22 protein-coding genes are annotated in these 22,296 nt (G+C 39.5%); 2 read left to right on the top strand and 20 right to left on the bottom strand.

From position 1 onward, the window contains the following. Nucleotides 1-12: 12 nt before the first annotated feature. The 14 genes from ACLIJJ_RS11025 to prfA all read right to left on the bottom strand — a co-directional run bounded on the left by ACLIJJ_RS11025 (nucleotide 13) and on the right by prfA (nucleotide 13,973). Complete coding sequence (locus ACLIJJ_RS11025) at nucleotides 13-402, bottom strand: ATP synthase subunit I (protein ID WP_233315921.1); 390 nt, start codon at nucleotides 400-402, stop codon at nucleotides 13-15. Between the two features lie 403 nt (nucleotides 403-805). Continuing rightward, complete coding sequence (locus ACLIJJ_RS11020) at nucleotides 806-3,034, bottom strand: S8 family serine peptidase (protein ID WP_411410880.1); 2,229 nt, start codon at nucleotides 3,032-3,034, stop codon at nucleotides 806-808. A 138-nt stretch (nucleotides 3,035-3,172) separates the two neighbouring features. Next, a complete protein-coding gene (gene upp, locus ACLIJJ_RS11015; protein ID WP_127739133.1) occupies nucleotides 3,173-3,802 on the bottom strand; it encodes a uracil phosphoribosyltransferase in 630 nt (209 codons plus the stop codon). Nucleotides 3,803-3,955: 153 nt separating this feature from the next. Further along, nucleotides 3,956-5,197: a serine hydroxymethyltransferase gene (gene glyA, locus ACLIJJ_RS11010; protein ID WP_233315922.1), complete on the bottom strand. Its 1,242-nt coding sequence runs from the start codon at nucleotides 5,195-5,197 to the stop codon at nucleotides 3,956-3,958. 310 nt (nucleotides 5,198-5,507) lie between these two features. Beyond that, complete coding sequence (locus ACLIJJ_RS11005; RefSeq protein ID WP_233315923.1) at nucleotides 5,508-6,080, bottom strand: TIGR01440 family protein; 573 nt, start codon at nucleotides 6,078-6,080, stop codon at nucleotides 5,508-5,510. A gap of 32 nt (nucleotides 6,081-6,112) precedes the next feature. Then, nucleotides 6,113-6,562 (bottom strand): ribose 5-phosphate isomerase B, encoded by a 450-nt coding sequence (gene rpiB / locus ACLIJJ_RS11000; protein ID WP_233315924.1) that lies wholly within the window; start codon nucleotides 6,560-6,562, stop codon nucleotides 6,113-6,115. A gap of 128 nt (nucleotides 6,563-6,690) precedes the next feature. Continuing rightward, entirely contained in the window at nucleotides 6,691-7,986 is a 1,296-nt protein-coding gene (locus ACLIJJ_RS10995) for a methyl-accepting chemotaxis protein (protein ID WP_233315925.1), read from the bottom strand. Between the two features lie 11 nt (nucleotides 7,987-7,997). Beyond that, nucleotides 7,998-8,441 (bottom strand): low molecular weight protein arginine phosphatase, encoded by a 444-nt coding sequence (locus ACLIJJ_RS10990; protein ID WP_233315926.1) that lies wholly within the window; start codon nucleotides 8,439-8,441, stop codon nucleotides 7,998-8,000. A gap of 199 nt (nucleotides 8,442-8,640) precedes the next feature. Continuing rightward, a complete protein-coding gene (locus ACLIJJ_RS10985) occupies nucleotides 8,641-9,195 on the bottom strand; it encodes a manganese efflux pump MntP (protein ID WP_237942059.1) in 555 nt (184 codons plus the stop codon). A 109-nt stretch (nucleotides 9,196-9,304) separates the two neighbouring features. Then, nucleotides 9,305-10,345 (bottom strand): L-threonylcarbamoyladenylate synthase, encoded by a 1,041-nt coding sequence (locus ACLIJJ_RS10980; RefSeq protein WP_237942060.1) that lies wholly within the window; start codon nucleotides 10,343-10,345, stop codon nucleotides 9,305-9,307. A 163-nt stretch (nucleotides 10,346-10,508) separates the two neighbouring features. Continuing rightward, complete coding sequence (locus ACLIJJ_RS10975) at nucleotides 10,509-10,967, bottom strand: GNAT family N-acetyltransferase (protein ID WP_233315929.1); 459 nt, start codon at nucleotides 10,965-10,967, stop codon at nucleotides 10,509-10,511. A 216-nt stretch (nucleotides 10,968-11,183) separates the two neighbouring features. Then, the gene (spoIIR, locus tag ACLIJJ_RS10970; protein ID WP_233315930.1) at nucleotides 11,184-11,930 is read right to left on the bottom strand and encodes a stage II sporulation protein R; all 747 of its coding nucleotides are present in this window, start codon (nucleotides 11,928-11,930) and stop codon (nucleotides 11,184-11,186) included. 101 nt (nucleotides 11,931-12,031) lie between these two features. Further along, nucleotides 12,032-12,889 carry a peptide chain release factor N(5)-glutamine methyltransferase gene (gene prmC, locus ACLIJJ_RS10965; protein ID WP_411410879.1) on the bottom strand — a complete coding sequence of 286 codons (858 nt, stop codon included), beginning with the start codon at nucleotides 12,887-12,889 and terminating at the stop codon, nucleotides 12,032-12,034. A 10-nt stretch (nucleotides 12,890-12,899) separates the two neighbouring features. Then, entirely contained in the window at nucleotides 12,900-13,973 is a 1,074-nt protein-coding gene (gene prfA / locus ACLIJJ_RS10960; protein WP_233315931.1) for a peptide chain release factor 1, read from the bottom strand. A 168-nt stretch (nucleotides 13,974-14,141) separates the two neighbouring features. Here prfA and ACLIJJ_RS10955 point away from each other — a divergent pair, with 168 nt between their 5' ends. Then, nucleotides 14,142-14,990 carry an STAS domain-containing protein gene (locus ACLIJJ_RS10955; RefSeq protein WP_251646615.1) on the top strand — a complete coding sequence of 283 codons (849 nt, stop codon included), beginning with the start codon at nucleotides 14,142-14,144 and terminating at the stop codon, nucleotides 14,988-14,990. 48 nt (nucleotides 14,991-15,038) lie between these two features. Here the strand turns inward: ACLIJJ_RS10955 and ACLIJJ_RS10950 are convergent, their stop codons facing one another. The 6 genes from ACLIJJ_RS10950 to ACLIJJ_RS10925 all read right to left on the bottom strand — a co-directional run bounded on the left by ACLIJJ_RS10950 (nucleotide 15,039) and on the right by ACLIJJ_RS10925 (nucleotide 21,439). After that, nucleotides 15,039-15,653, bottom strand: coding sequence for a thymidine kinase (locus ACLIJJ_RS10950; RefSeq protein ID WP_237942064.1), 615 nt, complete (start codon nucleotides 15,651-15,653; stop codon nucleotides 15,039-15,041). 223 nt (nucleotides 15,654-15,876) lie between these two features. Further along, on the bottom strand, nucleotides 15,877-16,089 hold the full coding sequence (gene rpmE, locus ACLIJJ_RS10945; RefSeq protein ID WP_233315934.1) for a 50S ribosomal protein L31: 213 nt from the start codon (nucleotides 16,087-16,089) through the stop codon (nucleotides 15,877-15,879). A gap of 184 nt (nucleotides 16,090-16,273) precedes the next feature. Beyond that, nucleotides 16,274-17,551 (bottom strand): transcription termination factor Rho, encoded by a 1,278-nt coding sequence (gene rho / locus ACLIJJ_RS10940; protein ID WP_233316151.1) that lies wholly within the window; start codon nucleotides 17,549-17,551, stop codon nucleotides 16,274-16,276. Between the two features lie 448 nt (nucleotides 17,552-17,999). Then, nucleotides 18,000-19,286: a UDP-N-acetylglucosamine 1-carboxyvinyltransferase gene (gene murA, locus ACLIJJ_RS10935; protein WP_233315935.1), complete on the bottom strand. Its 1,287-nt coding sequence runs from the start codon at nucleotides 19,284-19,286 to the stop codon at nucleotides 18,000-18,002. Between the two features lie 603 nt (nucleotides 19,287-19,889). After that, nucleotides 19,890-20,747, bottom strand: a complete 858-nt coding sequence (locus tag ACLIJJ_RS10930; RefSeq protein ID WP_233315936.1) for a class II fructose-bisphosphate aldolase — start codon at nucleotides 20,745-20,747, stop codon at nucleotides 19,890-19,892. 329 nt (nucleotides 20,748-21,076) lie between these two features. Continuing rightward, nucleotides 21,077-21,439 (bottom strand): response regulator, encoded by a 363-nt coding sequence (locus tag ACLIJJ_RS10925; RefSeq protein WP_127738990.1) that lies wholly within the window; start codon nucleotides 21,437-21,439, stop codon nucleotides 21,077-21,079. 292 nt (nucleotides 21,440-21,731) lie between these two features. Here ACLIJJ_RS10925 and ACLIJJ_RS10920 point away from each other — a divergent pair, with 292 nt between their 5' ends. Next, nucleotides 21,732-22,265: a DUF2529 domain-containing protein gene (locus ACLIJJ_RS10920; RefSeq protein ID WP_233315937.1), complete on the top strand. Its 534-nt coding sequence runs from the start codon at nucleotides 21,732-21,734 to the stop codon at nucleotides 22,263-22,265. Nucleotides 22,266-22,296 lie beyond the last annotated feature (31 nt).

The raw sequence follows: 22,296 nt of genomic DNA, 5'->3' as shown, positions 1-22,296 counted from the left end.
TCCAAGCAATTCTCACCTCTCTTTTCTAATACTATTTTTAAAAATAGTACTAAATAAGTAATCTATCATAATGACTATGTAAGCCGTCATTAATCCAATAACAACGCTGATAAGGTGTATCTGCTCAGGAAATTCCATGGCTAATGCAACCCCAAGGACCGCAGCCGCCATTCTTTGCAGCATTCCTAATGATTGCGTTTTTTTTCCTTCATCTATGTTTCTGCTGAATCTTGCCATCCTTCTCACTAAAAGCCAAATATTATAAAGGCTTAAGGCTGTCCCAATTAACAGACCCATAAAAACAGGCTTATAAGGGGTTGCAACCCACCCGATAAGGTAAAGTGAAAGCAGTATAGATATGTACTTAAGTTGTTTTGTAAGCATCTGCTTTATTTCAAACATAATTTAGCCAAATCTCCTGACAACAGACTTTCTTTCAGACAGCTTTAACAGGGAACAAAAACAGCCTTTTTTGCGTCACAAAAAAAGCAATATTTTTTGAAAAGGCCCTGAAAACCCTATCATCTACTTTGTAAGCATACAATAAGGTTATGTCAAATGTCAATTAGTATTAACAACATAAAAAGATTAAAATCTCACCTTTAAATATTATCGTTTAACCCCTAAATTATCATATATGAAGCGTTTTATTTTTTCTCTCCTTTCCCGGTAAAAATTTTCTTTTTTATTCTATCATGAATCGAAAAATTTTATATCGAAAAAGGAGATTATTCACATATCTTTCAATTAATTTCCTATTACTTTTATATTAGGGAGATGTTTACAATTGCCAAACTATTTTCGCTTAACGTTTTTCACTATAATTAACTTTGTTACCTACAACCGTTAATTGTCCGCTGACAGCATCTTCTTTGCCTGCTTTTTTGGCAAACGCAATAATTTCATATATACCACTGTCTGGCAGAGAATCTTTCTTAATATTCCCCTTTAACTGACCTCGTTTCACCTCTTTTTTCCAATCAAGAAATTTCACAAACTTTAAGGACTCCTTATCGAATGCAGCTATGCCAAACTCTTCGGCACCTGTCGGTAAATAGGCTTCATAACTGAAGCTCCCATTATTCTCCTCTACCATATTAAAGCCCATTAAACGAGGATATTCCGGTTCTTCAAGTACATACAAATATGGTATCGTTATGGAATTCCTACCTGCATTTACTTCAAGCGCTCCATTCTGCAGCTTGTTTTTAAATAATTTATTGTCTATCATCATTCGGATCGGCACTTTTTTGGTACTGCCGGGAGCTAATGTAAAGGACAACGGCAACTGCCATGTTATGCCTCTTTGCTTAGCAGGCTGTTTAAATGTTACCCATTGAGGTTCACTTCCTTTGTTGACTATTGTTAAATAGGAAGTATGTTCATGTAGATGGTCTGCAAGCTTAAATTTCCCGAATCTCATGCTGCCCGGCAAAACAAGCACCTCTGCTCGTACAGCTTTATCCACCTGGATTCTGCCAGCACCTTGCTCATACACCTTGTAAAGTTCCCCGTTTCTGTTGCGAAGCGGCAGTGCTGTATTCATTAAAGCTACCTTCACATCTTCCGGACTCCAATCAGGATGAGCTTCTAGCAGAAGAGCAGCAGCACCGGCTACATGAGGAGCTGCCATGCTCGTGCCTTGAAGCGCCAGATAGCCTCCAGGCACTGTGCTGTTAATCACTACCCCAGGAGCAACAACATCTGGCTTTATATCCCATGTGCTTGTGACAGGTCCTCTTGAGCTGAACTCTGCCAGAATATCTTTTTCCCAATAACTGTTGATTTTTGCATATAACTTATTTTTGCCAAGCTTCTCAAGGAGAATACTGCCTTCCTGTTTCGTTACGCCTGCAACTGGAATTGGTATATCTTTTTCCAAGCTTCCAAGCAGAGGACCATCCATATCATTCATAATAAGAACAGCCTTCGCTCCTGCCTTATATGCATTTTCAGCTTTTTCCCCAAACGTTAGCTCCCCCCGCTTCAGGAGCACTACCTTTCCTTTTACGTTATTTAACTCCTTCTTGCGGCCAAGCCCCCCTTGTGCTATTTCTAAACTATTTGTAAAGCTCCATTGCTTACTTTTATCCATCTTATTTAAGATAATCCTTGCTCCGTCTACCTCTATATAAGGAATTTTCATATTAGGTGTTGTTGCTCCAACTGATATAGCCTTAGCAGCTGTGCCCGGAGAACCTACTGTCCAATCGGATGGCCCTGCATTCCCTGCTGCTGCAACAGCCACAATCCCTTTCTCAACTGCCTTATTTAAGGCAATACTTATCGGCAAATCCGGCCCGTTCACTTCACTGCCAAGTGAGAGGTTAAGCACATCGACCTTATCCTTTACCGCTTTTTCAATCGCACTTAATATTTGCTCTGTTGTTCCTGCTCCTCCAGGACCAAGCGCACGGTACGCATAAATTTCTGCATTTGGAGCAACTCCTTGATGCTTGCCCTTTGCGGCAATAATTCCAGCGACATGTGTACCATGCAAAGTATTTCTTAACCCGTTTCCGACTGTTTCCATCGGGTCCTTATCACGATCAACAAAATCCCAGCCTCTTTTAAAGCTTTTCTTTAAGTCAGGATGATTATAATCAATGCCTGTATCAATCACTCCTACCTTTATTCCCTTTCCAGTCAAGGCAGAGCTCTCCTTTAATGCCCCTCTTATCCAATCAGCACCAATTATCTCAGCAGGCCGTTCACTTTCTGCAGTATATGTTTTAACTTGTGATACAAGCTCCACATCATGATTGTCAGCAAGCTTATGCAAATCATCTACCGTAGCGCGCACGGAAAATCCTGAAAAAATTTCACAAAATACGGTTCTCTTTTCGCCACTTTTCAGTTTCGTCATTAGCTCGTTCACTTTCGCCTGAGAACATCCGCCTTTTAGCTTTACAATGGCTACCTTTTTTTCCTGTTTGCTTTCTATTGGTAGATCAGGGAGCTCGAGCGCAGCTGCAATAATATGATTAGAACAAGGGAGGATTATAAGCGATAGCAGCAGGATTAGTTTCTTCATATGTATTCTCCTTAGCAAAGGGGATGTAGTTGGTTTTATAATTTGCAGAAGTGATTAAAATATGTGTGGGCATTTTTGGTTACATGTTCTCGAAGCACAAAAAAAAGACTGACCTATACAGGCCAGTCTTTTAGCTATTTATTTAGTTCCGAACAATCGGTCACCAGCGTCTCCAAGACCTGGAACAATGTAACCTTTTTCGTTTAGCTTCTCATCAAGTGCAGCGATATAAATATCTACATCTGGGTGAGCTTCTTTCAGAAGTTCTACACCTTCAGGTGCTGCAATTAAGCACATGAACTTGATGTTCTTTCCGCCTCTTGTTTTCAAGGAGTTGATTGCTTCAATCGCTGAACCGCCTGTTGCAAGCATTGGATCTACTACAATGAAGTCTCTTTCTTCTACATCAGACGGAAGCTTCACATAATATTCTACAGGCTTAAGTGTCTTTGGATCACGGTAAAGCCCAATATGTCCAACTTTTGCAGCTGGAATAAGCTTCAGGATACCGTCAACCATTCCGATACCTGCGCGCAGGATTGGAATAATCCCTATCTTCTTACCGGAAAGTACGTTTGATTTTGTTCTGCTTACTGGAGTATCAATTTCAATTTCTTCTAAAGGCATATCACGAGTGATTTCAAAAGCCATCAATGTTGCCACTTCATCTACTAACTCTCTGAATTCTTTTGTACCTGTTTGTTTCTCACGAATGTATGTAAGTTTATGTTGAATAAGTGGGTGATCAAATACGTATACTTTTGCCACATCTTTCACTCCGTTTCCTTCTTTATCGTAAACACACTTCTTGTAATTCTACAGAAAAAAGGCTTTCAAATCAACTGAAAGTTTAACTTTACTTACATTATTTTTACCCAAAAAAGAGCCAGCCTATGCTTATGATAGGCTGGCTGCTGTTTCTTATAGTTCTTTATACAATACAAATTTGCTAGTCAATGCTTCCACTCTTTTAGCTGCTTCTGCTAATTTTTCTTGATCTTCATGATTTTTCAATGTGAAGCCGATAATAGAAGCAATTTCGTCCATATCTTCCAAACCGAAACCGCGGGATGTCACAGCAGCTGTACCGATACGAACTCCGCTTGTCACGAATGGACTTGCAGGATCAAATGGAATTGTATTTTTGTTTACCGTAATGCCGACTTCATCCAAAACATGCTCGGCAACTTTACCAGTCAGTCCAAGAGTCTGTAAATCTACTAGCAACAGGTGATTGTCTGTTCCATTAGATACAAGTCTCAAACCTTCTTTTTGTAATCCTTCTGCTAATCTCTTTGCATTTGCGATAATGTTTTCAGCATATACTTTAAAGTCATCTTGCAATACTTCTCCAAAAGCAACAGCTTTAGCAGAAATGACATGCATAAGTGGTCCACCCTGGATTCCTGGGAAGATTGACTTATCGATTTTTTTGCCGAACTCCTCTTTACAAAGGATCATTCCGCCGCGAGGGCCTCTTAATGTTTTATGCGTTGTTGTTGTAACAAAATCTGCATACGGAACTGGATTTTCATGCAATCCTGCAGCAACAAGTCCGGCGATATGAGCCATGTCGACCATTAAGTATGCGCCAACTTCATCTGCAATCTCACGGAATTTCTTGAAATCAATCGCGCGAGGGTATGCACTAGCACCAGCTACGATAAGCTTCGGCTTATGTTCGCGAGCTTTTTCAAGCACGTCCTCATAATTGATTTGTTCTGTTTCCTTGTCAACACCATATTCAACAAAGTTATATTGAACACCACTAAAGTTTACTGGGCTTCCATGTGTTAAATGTCCGCCGTGGGAAAGATTCATACCGAGCACTGTGTCCCCTTGCTCAAGTATAGTGAAATATACAGCCATATTTGCTTGTGCTCCAGAATGGGGTTGAACATTGACATGCTCTGCACCAAAAATTTCTTTCGCACGATCGCGAGCGATATCTTCAACAATATCAACATATTCACAACCGCCATAATAACGTTTTGCCGGATAGCCTTCTGCATATTTATTTGTAAGGACAGAACCTTGTGCTTCCATTACTGCCTCACTTACGAAATTCTCTGATGCAATCAACTCGATTTTTGATCGTTGGCGGCCCAATTCTTGCTGAATAGCTTTGTATACTTGTTGGTCGTTTTGTGCTAAATGCTTCATTTGAATCCTCCCTGTAACACTTATATTATATTTCTTTGATTCTACGGAAAATCTTCTTATATTCTAACACGTAACAAATTTAAAAAGAAGCTAAAAAATACGAATTATTATTTTTATACCTTTATTTATTGTTCGTGTTTTGCTAAGAAAACATCCAATTCCGTCTGATTATTTTCTTAAAATAATATAAATTCGTTTTTTTTATAAGATTTAGCAGTTATCATATATAAAAAACACTGCCGTTTTTAGATTGGCAGCTTATTTGTATAATAAAAAAAGATATCCTGACTTCTTTCAGGATATCTTTTTTCTAGCAAGATTCATTCTCTTTATTTTTTTCATATACAGCTCTTTGTCCGCCAATCAGCTTTGGTCTTGCTTTGGCAAGAGTGACATGTGCTGCACCGAGCTGCTTTTGCGCTACTCTTATCGGCACTGCAACATGCTTTATATGCATTCCTATTAAAGTATCTCCGATATCAATGCCGCCGTCTGCTGTAATATGTTCAACGACAACAGGATCTGCCATATGCTGATAAGCATATGCCGCCATAGCTCCACCTGCCTGGCGTACAGGAATAACAGTAACTTCCGGCCAACCTTTTTCCTCTTGCAGCTTACGCTCAACTACTAAAGCTCTGTTTAGATGTTCACAACATTGAAAAGCCAATGCAACACCTGTTTGTTCCTCGTATTGCTTAAACTCTTGAAAGATAATACTTGCGACATCCTCAGCACCTGCAGTCCCGATTCTTTCACCGATGACTTCACTTGTGCTGCAGCCAACAACAAACAGATGGCGGCTCGTCAAATTTGCCTGTTCTTGATAATCATTTAAGATGCTGTGCAGCTGTTCCACTAACAATGACTTATCTATACCCATAAACAACACTGCCTTTCGTTATAGCATTATGCTTAGGAAGATGTTTCTAATTCATAGTTTGCGATTTTATCGATTCTTGTTTGATGTCTGCTGCCGCTAAAATCAGAAAGCAGCCAAGTCTTCGCTATTTCCCGGGCAAGTCCCGGACCAATTACTCTTTCTCCCATTGCAATCACATTGCTGTCATTATGCTCCCTAGTCAATCTGGCGCTGTAAACATCATGCACAAGTGCGCATCTGATACCTTTTACTTTATTAGCTGCGATGCTCATGCCAATACCAGTTCCGCAAATCAGAATCCCGCGATCGAACTCTCCGCTCGCAACCTTTTCTGCAACTGGCAGTGCATAATCCGGGTAATCTACTGAAGTAGTGCAATCACACCCAAAATCTACATATTCTATCTGCAATTCATTAAGCAAGCTTTTGATTTCTTCTCTAATATTCAATCCGCCATGATCTGAAGCTATAGCAACTTTCATCCTGTTAACCTCCTCTTATTCCTCTATTATTTTCACATAAAAAAGAGCAAATAGAAAGGCTGTTTACATTCTTTTTAGAAACAGAAAACTAAGTAAAAAGTAAGCAGGAAAAAGCACTTATAATACGATTAAATCTTAAATCTGGTGATAGTTTCTTTCAGCTGCTCAGCCTGCTGCTGAAGCTCCATTGCAAGAATATCAACTTCATTAATGATCTTCGTCTGGCTTTCTGCAATAATCATTACCTGCTGCGTTCCTGCAGATGTCTCCTCCGCAATTGCCGCTACTTCTTGAGACTGTCTGGAGGTATGCTCAATCTGCTCCATTTGCTGATGAACTTGGGCTGTAATATGTTTAGTGGAATCTGCCATTTGTTTCACAATAGCTGTCATTTCTTGAAGGGTAGCATTCGTTTTTTCACCTTGTTGTGCTTCTGCATTGGCGCTTTGAACCTGCTGTTTAATCTGGCCAACGACATTTTTGACTTCTGACTGCATATTGGCAATTAGTTCACCAACACCTTCAACAGCTTTGGCGCTCTCATCCGCTAGAACCCTTACCTCTTCTGCTACAACCGCAAATCCTTTACCGTGTTCCCCAGCTCTTGCCGCTTCAATGGAGGCATTTAAAGCAAGTAAGTTTGTTTGTGAGGCAATTGTTCCAACAAACTTTAGAATATCACCGATTTTAGCGGCATTATCTTCTAATCTTTTTACAGATGATAAGGAACGGCTGTTTTCTTCGGCCAACTGCTTAAGGCCAGCTACAAGAGAATGAACCACTTTATTCGTTTCATCTAAGTTTGCAAGCATTTCATTAGAGATTTGCTGTGTATGATCTGCATTTTCCTGGACTGTTTGGGCAATTTTCATCGACTGCTCCACTGCTTCAGCTGTTGCTTGAACAGAATTGGCTGCTACCTCAGATCCGCCTGCAATTTCTTCCACTGCCTTTGAAATAGACACTGTCTGTTCATGAGCTTCCTGTGATTTACCTGTAATTGTTTTAACTGTTGCATTAGTGCTGTTAAAGTTATCTTCAATACTTTTAACCATTTCCCGCAAGTTAGCCAGCATATCATTATAAGCAATGCCTAGTGATTGAATTTCATCATCCGAACTTGAAATTTCCACTTCTTCTCTTATATCTCCATGTGCTGCTTTAATTGCACTCTGCTCCAGACGCTTAAGCGGCTTAATGATAAAACCCGCTGCCAAAAATGCCAGAAATCCAGACCATAAGACTCCTAATGTCAATGTAAGAAGATTAAATACAAAGGCACTAATTCCTAAATCATCTGGAAGCAAAGGAAACAGAACATAGATGAAAAACGCACTTGTTGAGTAAGTAATCAATGCCAATACTGTAATAAACAATGCCAGTTTCTTTCTTAAGCTGAACCTATATGAAGCAGTCTTATCCATTTTGTTCTCCCCTAGTTTTCCATTTCTAATTTTTTTATCAGTGACTGTATCAAGCTATGTAATTCCTGATATGTCATTCTATAAAGCTCGACCGAACCTCCAAATGGATCGACAATATCTCCATACTTATCATCATTTACAAATTCCTTTAACGTAAATGTTTTTTCAATTGCATGGGGAAACTGATTGACAATTGCATTCTTATGGCCGACCGTCATCGTAAACACATGTGTTGCCCAGTCTAACAAGTCGCTAGTCAGCATGGAGGAGCGATGATTATGTTCCATTCCCTTTTCCGCAAGCACTTCCTTCAATTGATAAGAAGCCTCCGCGCCGTCTATTGCATAAACACCGGCAGATTTAACTTCGATATTTACGCTGCTATTCTTAAGGATTGCTTCTGCCATTGGGCTGCGACAAGTGTTCCCTGTACAAACAAACAGTACACGTACCATATTTTCTACCTCCTTTTAAGTAAAAGTATAGTATAGACTTTTTTGTCAGCCTAATTTTATGTCACCATTTGGAATCACTAATATATCTATCGACAGGAATTATTATTTTTACACTTCATTCCAAAGATTTAGCTGTTTTTGCAAAACAAAAAGGCAGCCTGTCAATGAAGCTGCCTGCATGTTTATCACTTCGATGTAGTTAAAGATGTAATAGCAGCTTTACGCCAAAAGCAAGCAATATCCCTCCGCCTAACACCTCACCGTAATTACCTAAAAGTCCTTGTGCTTTTCTCCCAATAATCAAGCCGAGCCATGTGAGTAATGTTGCGCTCAAGCCAAAAGCAAGCAGAACTAGCCATGTTTTCGCTTTATAAATACCTAAGCTTAAGCCGACTGAAAAGCTGTCCAGACTCACACTGACCGCAAACACAATCAGGCCGAATCCGACTGGTGTGATTTTATGTTCATCATCTTCTTTAAAGCCAGTCCATATCATTTGCACACCTAAAATGACAAGAAGCACTCCTCCAATAATACCGGCAATTTCTCCAAAATTATCAGATAAGAATCTTCCAGCTAGGATGCCTGCAAGCGGCATAATGACATGAAATATTCCGATAATAAATCCTATCTTCATTATTTGCCTTAGCCGGAGTCTGTACATTCCCATTCCCAGCCCAACAGAAAATGCGTCCATTCCTAAAGCAAATGCCATCAGCATAAGTGTAAATATTTCTCCGATTAGTGTAGACATTACCTTCCCCCTTGGACTTGCTAGTTAAGAATATGCACGTCCAAGTTTTTTTAGAAGCATTTTGTCTATGGTCTATTCAGAAATTTCTTTTGGCATTTTTTCCTCAGGGTTACTCTATCACTTGGTGAGAGGCTGCTTTCATCAATCTGTTCATGATTGCGTGTCCTAGACCTTCATATGGAAACATCTCAGAAAAAATAATATCAACATTACTATGGTTAAAGCTTCTCAGCCCATCATATAAATTCGCAGCGACTGTGGATAATTCAGCTCTTTTTCCACATACAAAAATATAATCTGCTTGGTAGAAATCTTGATTTTCTTCTGTTGTAAGCACTCCTGCTTTTTTGCCATTCCGACGTTCTTCCGCTACTAACTCCTGAATTCTTTCTCTTGGAGCCTTCACTAAAAACAACGGTGCGTTTGGGGCATAATGCGTGTACTTCATCCCTGGTGCCTTCGGGGCAGACTCTTTATTTACAAGCGCCTTATCAAGCTTCACTTCTCCAATGACTTTTTCCATTTCCTCCTGTGACACTCCACCTGGACGCAAAATCGTCGGTACAGCATCCGTGCAGTCAATTACTGTTGACTCCACTCCGACACCAGTTGGACCACCATCGACAATGCCTGCTATGATAGAATCTAAATCTTCCTTCACATGAAGAGCTGTAGTTGGACTCGGCTTGCCAGAAGTATTAGCACTCGGTGCAGCGATTGGCAAATTAGCCTCTTCGAGCAGCCTTAGTGCAACAGGATGATCAGGCATTCTTACTCCAACAGTAACTAGTCCTGCAGTAGCAAGCTTAGACAAGGCTCCTTCCTTCAATCGGAAAATAATTGTCAGCGCTCCTGGCCAGAAAGCCTCCATGAGCTGTTCAGCCTTCTCGGGCACTTCTGAAACTAGTTCTGTCAGCTGCTCTTTATTAGCGATATGAATAATGAGAGGATTATCTGACGGCCTCCCTTTAGCAGCAAAGATTTTAGCTATCGCCTCATCGCTTTTGGCATTACCTCCAAGTCCGTAAACCGTTTCTGTTGGAAATGCAACTACTTCATTCTTGTTTAAAAGGTCTGCAGCCTGTTGTATTTGTGGATAACCACTATCTATATCCACATACTTATCCACTGACCATATATTTGTCTTCATACTTATCCACCTTTAGCCAAAACTTGTTTAAATACATGAAATTGCTTGTGATTCTTCAATTTTCGACAAGAATTTTTTAACTGATTCACGCCAAAATTTTTATCTTTTATCTGACTTGTCCACAAATTGTGAATAAAATGATGATTTTTGTGGATAACTCTCCTTAATTATCCACATTATTAATGGAATAATACATAATTTTCGAGTTATTCACAACTTTCATCGCATTAACTGTTGATGACTCTCTGACATCAACAGGCAAATCTTCGACATTAATCTCCTTAAAGCCCAGCAAATAAAAGAGATTACTCGCATTTTTATTATTTACTACGCAATATAGCATACCTAAATTTTTTTCTTTAGCCAACTTTATCGCCTGCTGGAGTAAAAATAGAATTTCCTCTGCAGATCCTTCCTTAAGCACTAGCGCTCTTAATAATCCAGAATCTGCAAAAGGCTGAATACCGATCGTTCCCTTCAGCATACCTGACTCTGCATCACTCGCTAGAAGACAGAAGTCAATCCAGCTTTCGAGATCATGTAACTTCACTTCTGTTGTTCCCATAAAATCCTTCAAGCTCTCTAAATCCTCACGATTTGCTTTACGTACGATATGCTCCATTATCTCCGTCTCCTTTTTATCATAAAATGAATCTGCTCTTAATTCTATTAATATGAAAAGGGACCGAAAAAAATGATAGAATATTTTCTAATATATATGTATCTATCTACCATCAGCAATTCCGACCATTATTATATAACACTTAGCAGAAAATATCGTTGATTTCTAAAATTGTAAAGCCATCTGCAGTATACTACTTGCGCAGATGGCTTCTTTTCATCCAAAAATTTTATCCCAAAGCTCTACTAAGAAAAACTTCACTTCTACATCACTCTCTGTTGATTCATCAACATAGACAGGGTCTTCCTTGTTTTCTTTTTCTTCTTTTTTATTTTCCTGTTTTGCTTCTTTTTTCACTGACTCCGCACTTGCTGTTTTACTATCTGCTTCTTCCTTATCTGCTTTTTCTTTCTGCTTGCTGCCCTCTTCCTTCTTCTCCTCTTCAAATCCGTCACTTACAGCAACACTGTTGGAGAAATCAAGGAAACATAATGGCGGAAATAATACACACCACCAATTTGCACCTTCACCTGCTCCTAATGTAATTAAGATTGCTTCATACTCGCCTGCAGGATATAAGAACTCTCCATAAAGCTTTGTAGGAAAATCTACTTTTCCGAATTTCACTTTCACTGCCTGATCAGAATTTTCTTCCATAACTACGTTTTCTGCTATTTTTTGAATTTCCGGCTGCTTTGCTTTTAATAGCTGTTCAGCTGCTTGCTTTGAAGTTAAATCTGCTACCCACTTTGTAATTTCTGCATTCACTGCATCCCTAACTTTTCGTTTTAAAGCTTGATCTTCTTCACTGTCACTGTTCGCTAAGATTCTTAGTCTGATAGCATCATTTGGAATCACCACTTGCTCGTTTGCTGTTACTTCGTTTTTCGGTATATATAAACTAAAAATAGTTGATATGATAAGTACAAATATATAACTTGTTGCCATTGATTTTCTTTTCATATTAATTCGCCCCCTTGTACAAACAGTGTGGACAGATTAATAGATTCTTAAACTAGCAACTTTTATTTTTTTCAAAATAAAAAACCGCGGAAGAACCGCGGTTAAAATCCAACTTCTGCAAAGACCATTCGATCCTTTTTATTAATATCATACACAACATCCACCTTAGCTGCAGGAAAGGCATCTAACAGCAGTTGTGAAACTGCCTCGCTTTGACCCATGCCGACCTCAAAGCCGACTATGCCTTTATCCTTTAAAACGGAAGGCAGCTGTGCACAAATTCTCTTATAAATATCCAAACCATCTATTCCAGCAAACAGTGCCCGATGAGGCTCATGCTCTACAACTACTTCTGACATTTCAGCAATATCTTCATCTGGAATGTATGGAGGATTAGAAAGGACTATATCGAACCTCCTGCCTGTTTTTATAAACGGTTCAAACAAATCACCATGGACAAAATCAATTGATTCAGCACCATTTCTCTCTGCGTTCTTTTTTGCAACCTGTAATGATTCCTCAAACAAATCGCTTGCAGTCACTTGCAGTCTAGGGTTTTCCAGCTTCATCGTAACAGCTATTGCTCCGCTTCCTGTGCCTATATCAACTATACTGACTTCCCGACTTCCATATAAAACCTTGATTCGCTCCAACATATGATATACAAGTTCTTCTGTTTCAGGCCTCGGGATTAGAACTTCTTCATTCACTTCAAAAATACGGCCATAAAATTCTTCATAGCCAATTAAATATTGAATTGGTATCCCTTTACCATGAAGAGTGATATTTTGCTCAAACAGCTTAAAGGACTCTTCACTCATATCATCCCGAAATTTCATTAACATTTCGGAACGAGTCACACCTAATGCATGCCGCAGTAAAAGCTCGCCGGCATGCTCCTCCCGTCCGTGCTCCTGCAAATAAGAAGAAGCCCACTTAAGGGCTTCAAAAACTTTCATTTGTCTTCTATTACACATCAGATGCACTTTCCAAACGGCTTGATTGTTCTTCAAAGATTAGGGCATCAATGATATCTTCCATTTTTCCTTGGAGAATTTGATCAAGCTTTTGAATAGTTAGTCCAATTCGATGGTCTGTTACACGGTTTTGCGGGAAGTTATACGTTCTTATGCGCTCAGAACGGTCCCCTGTACCAACTGCTGATTTGCGCTGCTGGTCATACTCTGCTTGCGCCTCTTGCTGGAACTTATCATAAACACGAGCACGTAAAACCTTCATTGCTTTTTCTTTATTTTTGATTTGCGACTTTTCATCCTGACAGGATACGACTGTTCCTGTCGGCAAATGCGTCAATCTTACTGCTGACATCGTGGTATTAACACTTTGTCCGCCTGGTCCACTCGAAGCAAATGTATCTACACGTATATCCTTCTCATGGATTTCAATTTCAACCTCTTCTGCTTCAGGCAGACAAGCAACAGTTGCAGTGGAGGTATGAATTCTTCCGCCAGATTCTGTTTCAGGCACACGCTGTACTCTGTGTGCTCCATTTTCAAACTTAAGCTTTGAGTAAGCGCCTTTTCCGTTAATCATGAAAATGATTTCCTTATATCCGCCTACACCTGTTGAACTTGCATCAATTACTTCCATCTTCCAGCCCTGTGATTCTGCATAACGGCTGTACATACGGAACAAGTCTCCCGCAAATAAGGCTGCTTCATCTCCGCCCGCTGCTCCGCGAACCTCCATGATAACGTTCTTATCATCATTAGGATCTTTCGGTATTAGCAGTATTCTTAAGCGCGCTTCTAGCTCTTCGATTTTCTCTGCTGTTTCATCAAGCTCTTCTTTTACCATTTCCCGCATTTCCGGATCAAGCTTTTCCTCTAACATAGAACGGGCGTCTTGGTTTTGTGCTTTTACTTCTTTATATTCCCGGTAAACTTCCACCGTTTCTTGTATATCTGATTGCTCTTTAGAATAATCACGCAATTTTTTTGTATCATTGACAATTTCAGGATCGCTTAATAACTCATTAAGCCTGTCATAACGATCCTCTACCGCTTGCAGACGATCAAACACGTATATTCACCTCAATTTTTTTCCATAACATTTTAATTATATTATAGGCTATTATCCCCGTCAAAACCAAATTAACAAGGAAAAAAACCGCTTCATCGCGTTTATGCACTTATATTAAACCGAAATTGCTTTATAATGAAGATATTCATAGAAAGAGAGGGCTCCTATATGTCCCTATCCAACAGTTCTGTCTACCATTATATAATGGAAAATGCTTCGGTAATAACAGAAAAATGGTTCGCCATAAAAGATGGTGAGGAAGGCTCTATTTACAGCAAACAATCTGATGATAACGTCAATAATCTTCTCCGTGCTCAGCATGCCTTTACAATTGAAACAGTTATCAGCTCTTTTTTGGACGATGATACCATTTTCTCTGCTAACTTATCAAAATGGGCAACTAAAATTGCGCAAAGCAGAGTGGAACTAGGGGTGCCTGTTCATGAAGTCCTGCACGCGTTAAGTCTGACAAGGCAAACCATCTGGGATATGATTACGAGATTCATAGAAGAGCTCAGGAATGTTCCACAAGCAACTATACTAGAGTGGAGTTCGATATTCCATCTTACATTTGATAAGTTAAACAACGAATTCACCGAGATGTATCATGAATACAATCAAAGAAAGCTATTATCCCAACAAGCGACAATCAACGAACTGAGCAACCCGATTATTCCAATTATCAATCATATTGGTGTGCTTCCAATCATCGGGGCCATTGATACAGCAAGAGGGAAAGCAATTCTTGAGAATGTGCCTGCTAGATGTCAGGAGAAGCAAATCAGACATCTATTTATTGATGTTTCCGGAGTGTCTACCATTGATACAATGGTGCTGCAAGAGCTGATGAAATTAGTGAAGGTCCTCCAATATACAGGTATGAAGTCCACTATCTCTGGACTCAGACCAGACATGGCGCAAGTGATACATGCATTAGGAATCAGTTTAGATGACATTCCCACGTTCAGCACACTAAAACAAGCGCTTTCTAAACTCGGTTTAGCTGTTTCTTCATAAATCATAAAAAAATCTCCCATTAGAGTTTTCTCTAATGGGAGATTTTAGCTAAATGGATGTGCTGCTGTCTGCCTTTTTCAGCGAAGGGGATTTCGGAACTTCGTGATGATGACGGCATCTTGGCTCATAAGATTCAGAAGCACCTACTAGTATAATGGGATCATCATATGATGCTGGTGAACCATCAATCAGCCGCTGAGTCCTGCTGGCCGGTGAACCGCATACTGCACAGACTGCCTGCAGCTTTGTCACAAGCTCAGCTATTGCCATAAGTTCAGGCATCTTTCCAAATGGTTCACCACGGAAGTCCTGATCCAATCCTGCACAGATGACTCTATAGCCGCTGTTGGCTAAATGCTGGACAACAGCCACTATTTCCGGGTCAAAGAACTGGATTTCGTCAATCGCAACCACCTCGACATCTGGTGTCACATATTCAAAAATCTCCGAGGATTCACTGATTGGAACAGCAATTGTAGTAGAACCATTATGAGAAACGACAGCTTCCTCACTGTAGCGGTTATCTATTTTCGGCTTAAACACAACGATGTTTTGTTTAGCAAATTGGGCTCTTCTTACTCGACGGATAAGCTCCTCTGATTTACCGGAAAACATGCTTCCGCAAATCACTTCTACCCATCCATGATGTTTCATCACGTACATGAAACCTCTCCTTCCTTCCTCCAAAAACATGTCCTTTACATAAACTAACTTCTCTTAGCAAAGCGACTGCAGCGTTCAACTTTCTCTAGAAGACGCTTAAGAATACAAAAAACGGTGAAGATCCTTGCATTCTTAAACTTCCTCTTTCCATAAATAGAAGACAATATCTCATAAAGAAAGAACAGGCAAGGTATGAAGCATTCTTGCCTGTTCTTCGGATTGATTATTGCTGTTGCTGTTTAAGACCGTATTTTTTGTTGAAACGGTCAACACGTCCGCCAGCTTCAGCGAATTTTTGACGTCCAGTATAGAACGGATGGCACTCAGAGCAAGTTTCAACTTTCATCTCTTTTGCAACAGATCCAGTTGTGAACTCATTACCGCAAGCGCATTTTACCGTGATTTCATTATAAGTTGGATGAATTCCTGATTTCATTCCTTTTCATCTCCTTCCGCCCTGCAACTTTCGAAGCAGAGTTATAGAATAACGTATAGAATTATTTATTCCCATACATTATTATTTTAAAAACACACTGTCATCATTATAGCAAAGACATAGGCATTTTGCAACTTCATTTCCTCATCCACTGCTATGAATTTTTTTCCAGCTAATACTAGATTTAAGAACGCTTCCCAGCTGTTCCTGCCTTCATTTGATCAGACAGCACAGCAAAAAACTCTTCATTGGATTTCGTTTGTCTAAGCTTTCTTAAGAAACGCTCCGCAAAATCGGGAGAATCTGACATAGACTTGCGAATGGCCCATAATTTGTCCAAATGTTCCTTCGGTATTAACAGTTCTTCTTTGCGAGTACCAGAACGGCGAATATCGATCGCTGGGAAAATCCTTCTTTCCGCAAGAGAGCGATCCAAATGAAGCTCCATATTACCTGTACCCTTAAACTCTTCATATATAACGTCATCCATACGGGAACCTGTATCTACCAGCGCTGTAGCCAGGATGGTTAAAGAACCGCCTTCTTCAATATTACGAGCTGCCCCGAAGAAGCGTTTCGGACGATGGAAGGCAGCAGGATCTATCCCCCCTGATAAAGTTCTTCCACTCGGAGGAATGACAAGATTGTATGCTCTTGCAAGTCTTGTAATGCTGTCCATTAAAATGATAACATCACGCTTATGCTCTACAAGGCGCATCGCTCTTTCTAACACGAGCTCTGCCACTTTAATGTGGTTTTCTGGAACTTCATCAAAAGTGGAGCTGACTACATCGCCGCTGACTGAACGTTCAATATCAGTCACTTCCTCCGGTCTTTCATCAATTAAGAGGACAATAAGCTCTGCATCCGGATGATTTGTCGTAATGCTGTTGGCAATTTCCTTAATAAGCATTGTTTTACCTGCTTTAGGAGGCGCAACAATCAATCCACGCTGTCCAAAACCAACAGGAGCCAGAACATCCATTATACGAGTAGATGTATACTTTTGTGTTGTTTCCAGCTTCATTTGTCTGTCTGGATATAATGGCGTCAATGCCGGAAAATGGACTCTTTCCTTTGCCGTTGCCGGGTCATCGCCGTTTACCGCTTCCACCTGCAGCAATCCAAAATAACGTTCATTTTCCTTTGGAGGTCGCACCTTTCCAGATACTTTATCCCCATTTCTCAAATCAAACTTTCTGATTTGGGAAGCAGATATGTATATATCCTGCGAACTAGGTGAATAGTTGATTGGTCTTAAGAAACCAAAACCTTCTGATTGGATAATCTCCAGAACGCCTTCCATAAAGAAATATCCTTCCTGTTCCGCTCTCGCTTTCAAAATAGAGAATATTAATTCTTTTTTTGTCAGCTTGCTGTAATAAGCAACTTTATATTCACGAGCCAATTCATACAGCTCTTTTAATTTCATGTTTTCCAAACTAGATATGTTCAATCCCATTTTGCCACCACTCTTTTTCATTTTCAGTTATTCCTACCATTTAGCGAAATTTGTATTTGGAAAGGAATGTTTTCGTTTTTTTGAGGCGTTATATGTTTGAAGAGAAAAAACTATAAATTGAGTATAGTTAATGAAGTATAGTATTGATTATCGCATTCCTTCCAGTTAAAAGGCAATGCGTTTTTTCAGTCACTAAAAAGCAATCTCTATTTTACCTAATATAAACGTTTATATGCAACAATATTTTAATAGACTGCATCTTCACCTTAACTTTTTGAGAAGGCAGACAAACGAGCCATTCTCCCTTTAGAACAGCTACTGCAATCGTTATCTTTTATGCTTTCTGTTTAGTAAACCAAAAAGCATGTTGGTAAAACGGCAGAATCAGGCAAGTCTTATCTAAGAAATGCTCAAAAGAATATCTTAACCTGATCCCGCCTTGTTATCATCACACATTCTTAATCTGTTCGTACTCTTCCTGGGACATGCCTTCACGCCATATGGACGCCCCTAAACCTTTCAACTTCTCTACAAGCTGACCGTAGCCTCTGTCAATATGCTCAACACCAGTGACTTCGGTAATACCGTCCGCCATGAGTCCTGCTATTACCAACGCGGCTCCAGCTCTTAAATCACTAGCCTTCACACGAGCTCCTTGAAGATGAACTGGTCCATTAATGATTGCTGATCTTCCTTCCACCTTAATGGTAGCATTCATTCTTCTTAACTCATCGATATGTTTAAAGCGGGCACTGTAGATTGTATCAGTTACCATGCTTGTACCGTTTGTTTTCGTCAGCAGCGAGGTAAACGGCTGCTGCAAATCGGTCGGAAATCCTGGATATACTAATGTTTTAATATCAACAGGCTTTAAATCAGGATTGGAACTTACAAAGACTTGGTCGCCGCTTGACTCGATTTGCACTCCCATTTCCCTTAGCTTTGCAATCAAAGATTCCAAGTGCTGCGGGATAACATTATCAATAAGGATTCCATCGCCAACTGCTGCACCGATAATAATATAAGTTCCAGCTTCAATTCTGTCAGGAATAATGGTATGGCGGCAGCCATGCAAATGATCCACCCCATCAATTCGGATTACATCCGTTCCTGCACCTTTGATTTTTGCTCCCATATTTGTCAGCAATGTAGCAACATCGATGATTTCAGGTTCCTTTGCAGCATTTTCAATGATGGTTCTGCCTTTAGCTCTAACAGCCGCAAGCATAATATTGATAGTTGCGCCAACGCTTACAACATCTAAGTATATTCTTGCTCCTCTTAACTCATCAGCACGAAGATAAATGGCTCCCTGCTCATTCGTTATTTGAGCTCCTAAAGCCTCAAAGCCCTTTATATGCTGATCAATTGGCCTTGGACCTAAGTGACAGCCTCCCGGCAGGCCAATAACAGCTTTTTTGAATCTGCCGAGCATCGCTCCCATCAAATAATAGGAGGCACGAAGCTTCTTGACCTTTCCATTTGGCATCGGCATAGATATCATTGATGTCGGATCAATCGTCATATCGGAATCAGAAAATGAAACGCTTCCTCCTAACTCCTCCATAATCCCTTTTAATATGTGAACATCAGAAATGTCAGGCAACCCTTCAATGGTTACTGGAGATTCTGCTAAAATAGTGGCTGGTATTAATGCAACTGCGCTATTTTTTGCTCCGCTAATGCGAACGGTCCCTTTTAATGGAGATCCACCTGCAATCATAAGTTTTTCCATTTCTAACTCCCTTCTAAGCCAAGCAAAGCATGTACTGCTTGTCTAGGACACGTACTAACTTCGCCATTAACTTCCCTGTTTACAGGAATATAAAAATTGAATCAACACTTGGATGTAATTAATTAAGAATTACTACTAATTCAATTATTATACCAAAGTTGAGGAAGATAGGAAAAGTGCAAGCACATGCACTAATAATAGGACAGGTGCATGACCTAAGTAGGTTAACATGGACAAATAGGCCTGTTCCTAATTTGGCTAATAAATCTCTAGTAGTAATGTGTCAAAATTAATATTGCCAGGTCTAATTTGCGAATGAAGAAATTTAATATAAGTCAAAATTTAAGTCTGGGTGTTTTTTCAATAGAAGCTTGATAACTAGAATACTGGATGTGTTGAACAAAAAGGTGCTTTAGTCTAGTCCAGATGGGGACTGCTTGATTTATTCCTTTAAGCAGCAGACAGCCAGTCTTCAAAATGGGGATATATCACTCTTTATACATCATAACCGACAATTTGTCTGTTTATTCGACTGACTTGCTAAAATACAATAAATGAACGGAAACCGCCCTGATAAGGACGGTTTCAATCGTTCCATTTATATTACGCTTTGTTAGAAGAACCGAATTCTTTGATTTTGCCGATAACAGTTGCTTTAATAGCGTCACGAGCTGGTCCTAAGTATTTACGTGGATCATACTCTTCAGGTTTAGCAGCTAGAGTTTCGCGAACTGCTTTAGCAGAAGCGATTTGGTTTTCTGTGTTAACGTTGATTTTAGCTGTTCCTAGTGACACGGATTTTTGGATATCTTTTGTTGGGATTCCAGTTCCTCCATGCAATACTAGTGGAAGACCAGTTAGGTTACCGATTTCTTCCATTTCTTTGAAACCAAGGTTTGGTTCACCTTTGTATGGTCCGTGTACAGAACCTAGTGCTGGAGCTAAAGTATCGATGCCAGTGCGTTTAACAAGTTCCACACACTCTTGTGCATCAGCGTAGATTACGCCTTCTGCTACAACATCGTCTTCTTGTCCGCCAACAGTTCCAAGCTCAGCTTCTACAGAAACACCTTTTGCATGAGCGTAGTCAACAACTTTTTTAGTTGTTTCAACGTTCTCTTCAAATGGGTGGTGAGAAGCATCGATCATAACGGAAGTGAATCCAGCGTCGATAGCTTCTTTACATTTTTCAAAGCTAGAACCATGATCCAAGTGGATAGCAACTGGAACAGTGATTTTATAGTCTACAAGTAAACCTTCTACCATTTTTACTACAGTTGTGAAACCACCCATGTAACGAGCAGCACCTTCAGATACCCCAAGGATAACTGGAGATTTTTCTTCTTCTGCAGCTTGAAGAATAGCTTGAGTGAACTCAAGGTTATTTAAGTTAAATTGACCAACAGCATAGCCTTCTGCTTTTGCTTTGTTTAACATGTCTTTCATTGAAACTAAAGGCATATATTCTTCCTCCTTCTTATGATCGTTCAATTACTAGGTAACCTTTATTAAATTTCCCAAAGAGAATTTGAATATGTATATATTACCCAAAGTAATCTAAACGAATCACTTTGCTTTTAAATTCCATAGGTAATCATACCAAAATAAGCAGAGAATTGCTATCAATCCAACCACTTTTTATTAAATGTCATAAAAAAAATTGCTTTTATTCACAATATTAATAGAGCTGGCAACAGCTCTATTAATATTTTTTATTATGTATTTATAGTAATTTTTAAACTTATAATGCCAGGATACAGCAGTTTTAGCCAAGATTAGACATATGTTTATCAGCTGACAATATACTCTTTAACAGCCGCACGCAAATCGTCAATGTCAAATGGTTTTGCAAAATGTGTCAAAGCGCCAAGATCCTTTGCTTCCTGAATCATATCAAGCTCTCCGTAAGCAGTCATAATAATAACACGGATATCCTTGTACAATTTTTTCATTCGCTTTAAGATCTCGATGCCGTCCATTCCAGGAATCTTCATATCGAGGAGCACTAAATCAGGCACCTCCTGTGTCACTATCTCAAGCGCTTGTACACCATTTGCTGCCTGAAAAGTTTTATAGCCCTCTTTTTGGAATACTTCATTCAATAAAATTCTGATGCCGAACTGGTCATCCACGATTAATATTTTCCCTTTCATTGTAGACCTTCCCTTCTATGTGTTCTCTATTTTTTTGAAAAGATATTCCCCGTTATTTCCCACTCACACATACTGCTGATAAATCGACACAGCAAAAAGACTATTTTAGACAATAGACCCAATTACATCCATTATATAACAAAGTTTTTTTCTTTAAATAACTTTCTACTTTTTATTGACAAATTCCTGCTGACAAGCATAAATTTTGCCTTTTCTTGTACATTACTTATAATACTATTGAATCTAATTCCATTGCATAACCTTGAAATATAAACACAGGAGGTTTCTCACATTGTTAAAAATGTTCTCCACACAGTTAAGTGGGTTATTTAAAAGACTGCATGAAAAAGAAGAAGAAGCAATTGAGGATAGTGCAAGAATACTTGCCCAAGCATTAAGCGGGGAAGGAAAAATCTTCATTTGTGCAACAAACGAAATGAAAGCAGTAGTTGCAGAAGCATTATACAGCGCCGAACCGCTGCAAGGAGCAGAAGAATGGACGAGCTCCCACTCGTTAGAAAATATCAGTCCTAATGACCGGTTTCTATTCTTCTCTAGAACTTCAGATGATGAGGAACTGCTGCCCTTTGCTGAAAAACTCACAAAGGAGTACATCCCATTTGTATCAGTGAGCACTATAATGTCATCAGACTCACACGGTATTCACACAAAAGCAGATGTACATATAGACCTTAAATTGACAAAAGGTCTGCTCCCTGATGATGAGGGAAACCGCTTTGGTTATCCTGCTTCTATCGCGGCTATTTTTGTTTATTACGGTATTAAATTTACGCTGGATGAGTTTATTAAAGAATATGAACTCTAAGCAAAAAAAAAGCTAACCTATAAAGGTTAGC

Source organism: Niallia laureatilytica (genome assembly GCF_046613985.1).
Classification (GTDB): domain Bacteria; phylum Bacillota; class Bacilli; order Bacillales; family Cytobacillaceae; genus Niallia.
This window is presented reverse-complemented; position numbering and strand designations above follow the sequence as displayed.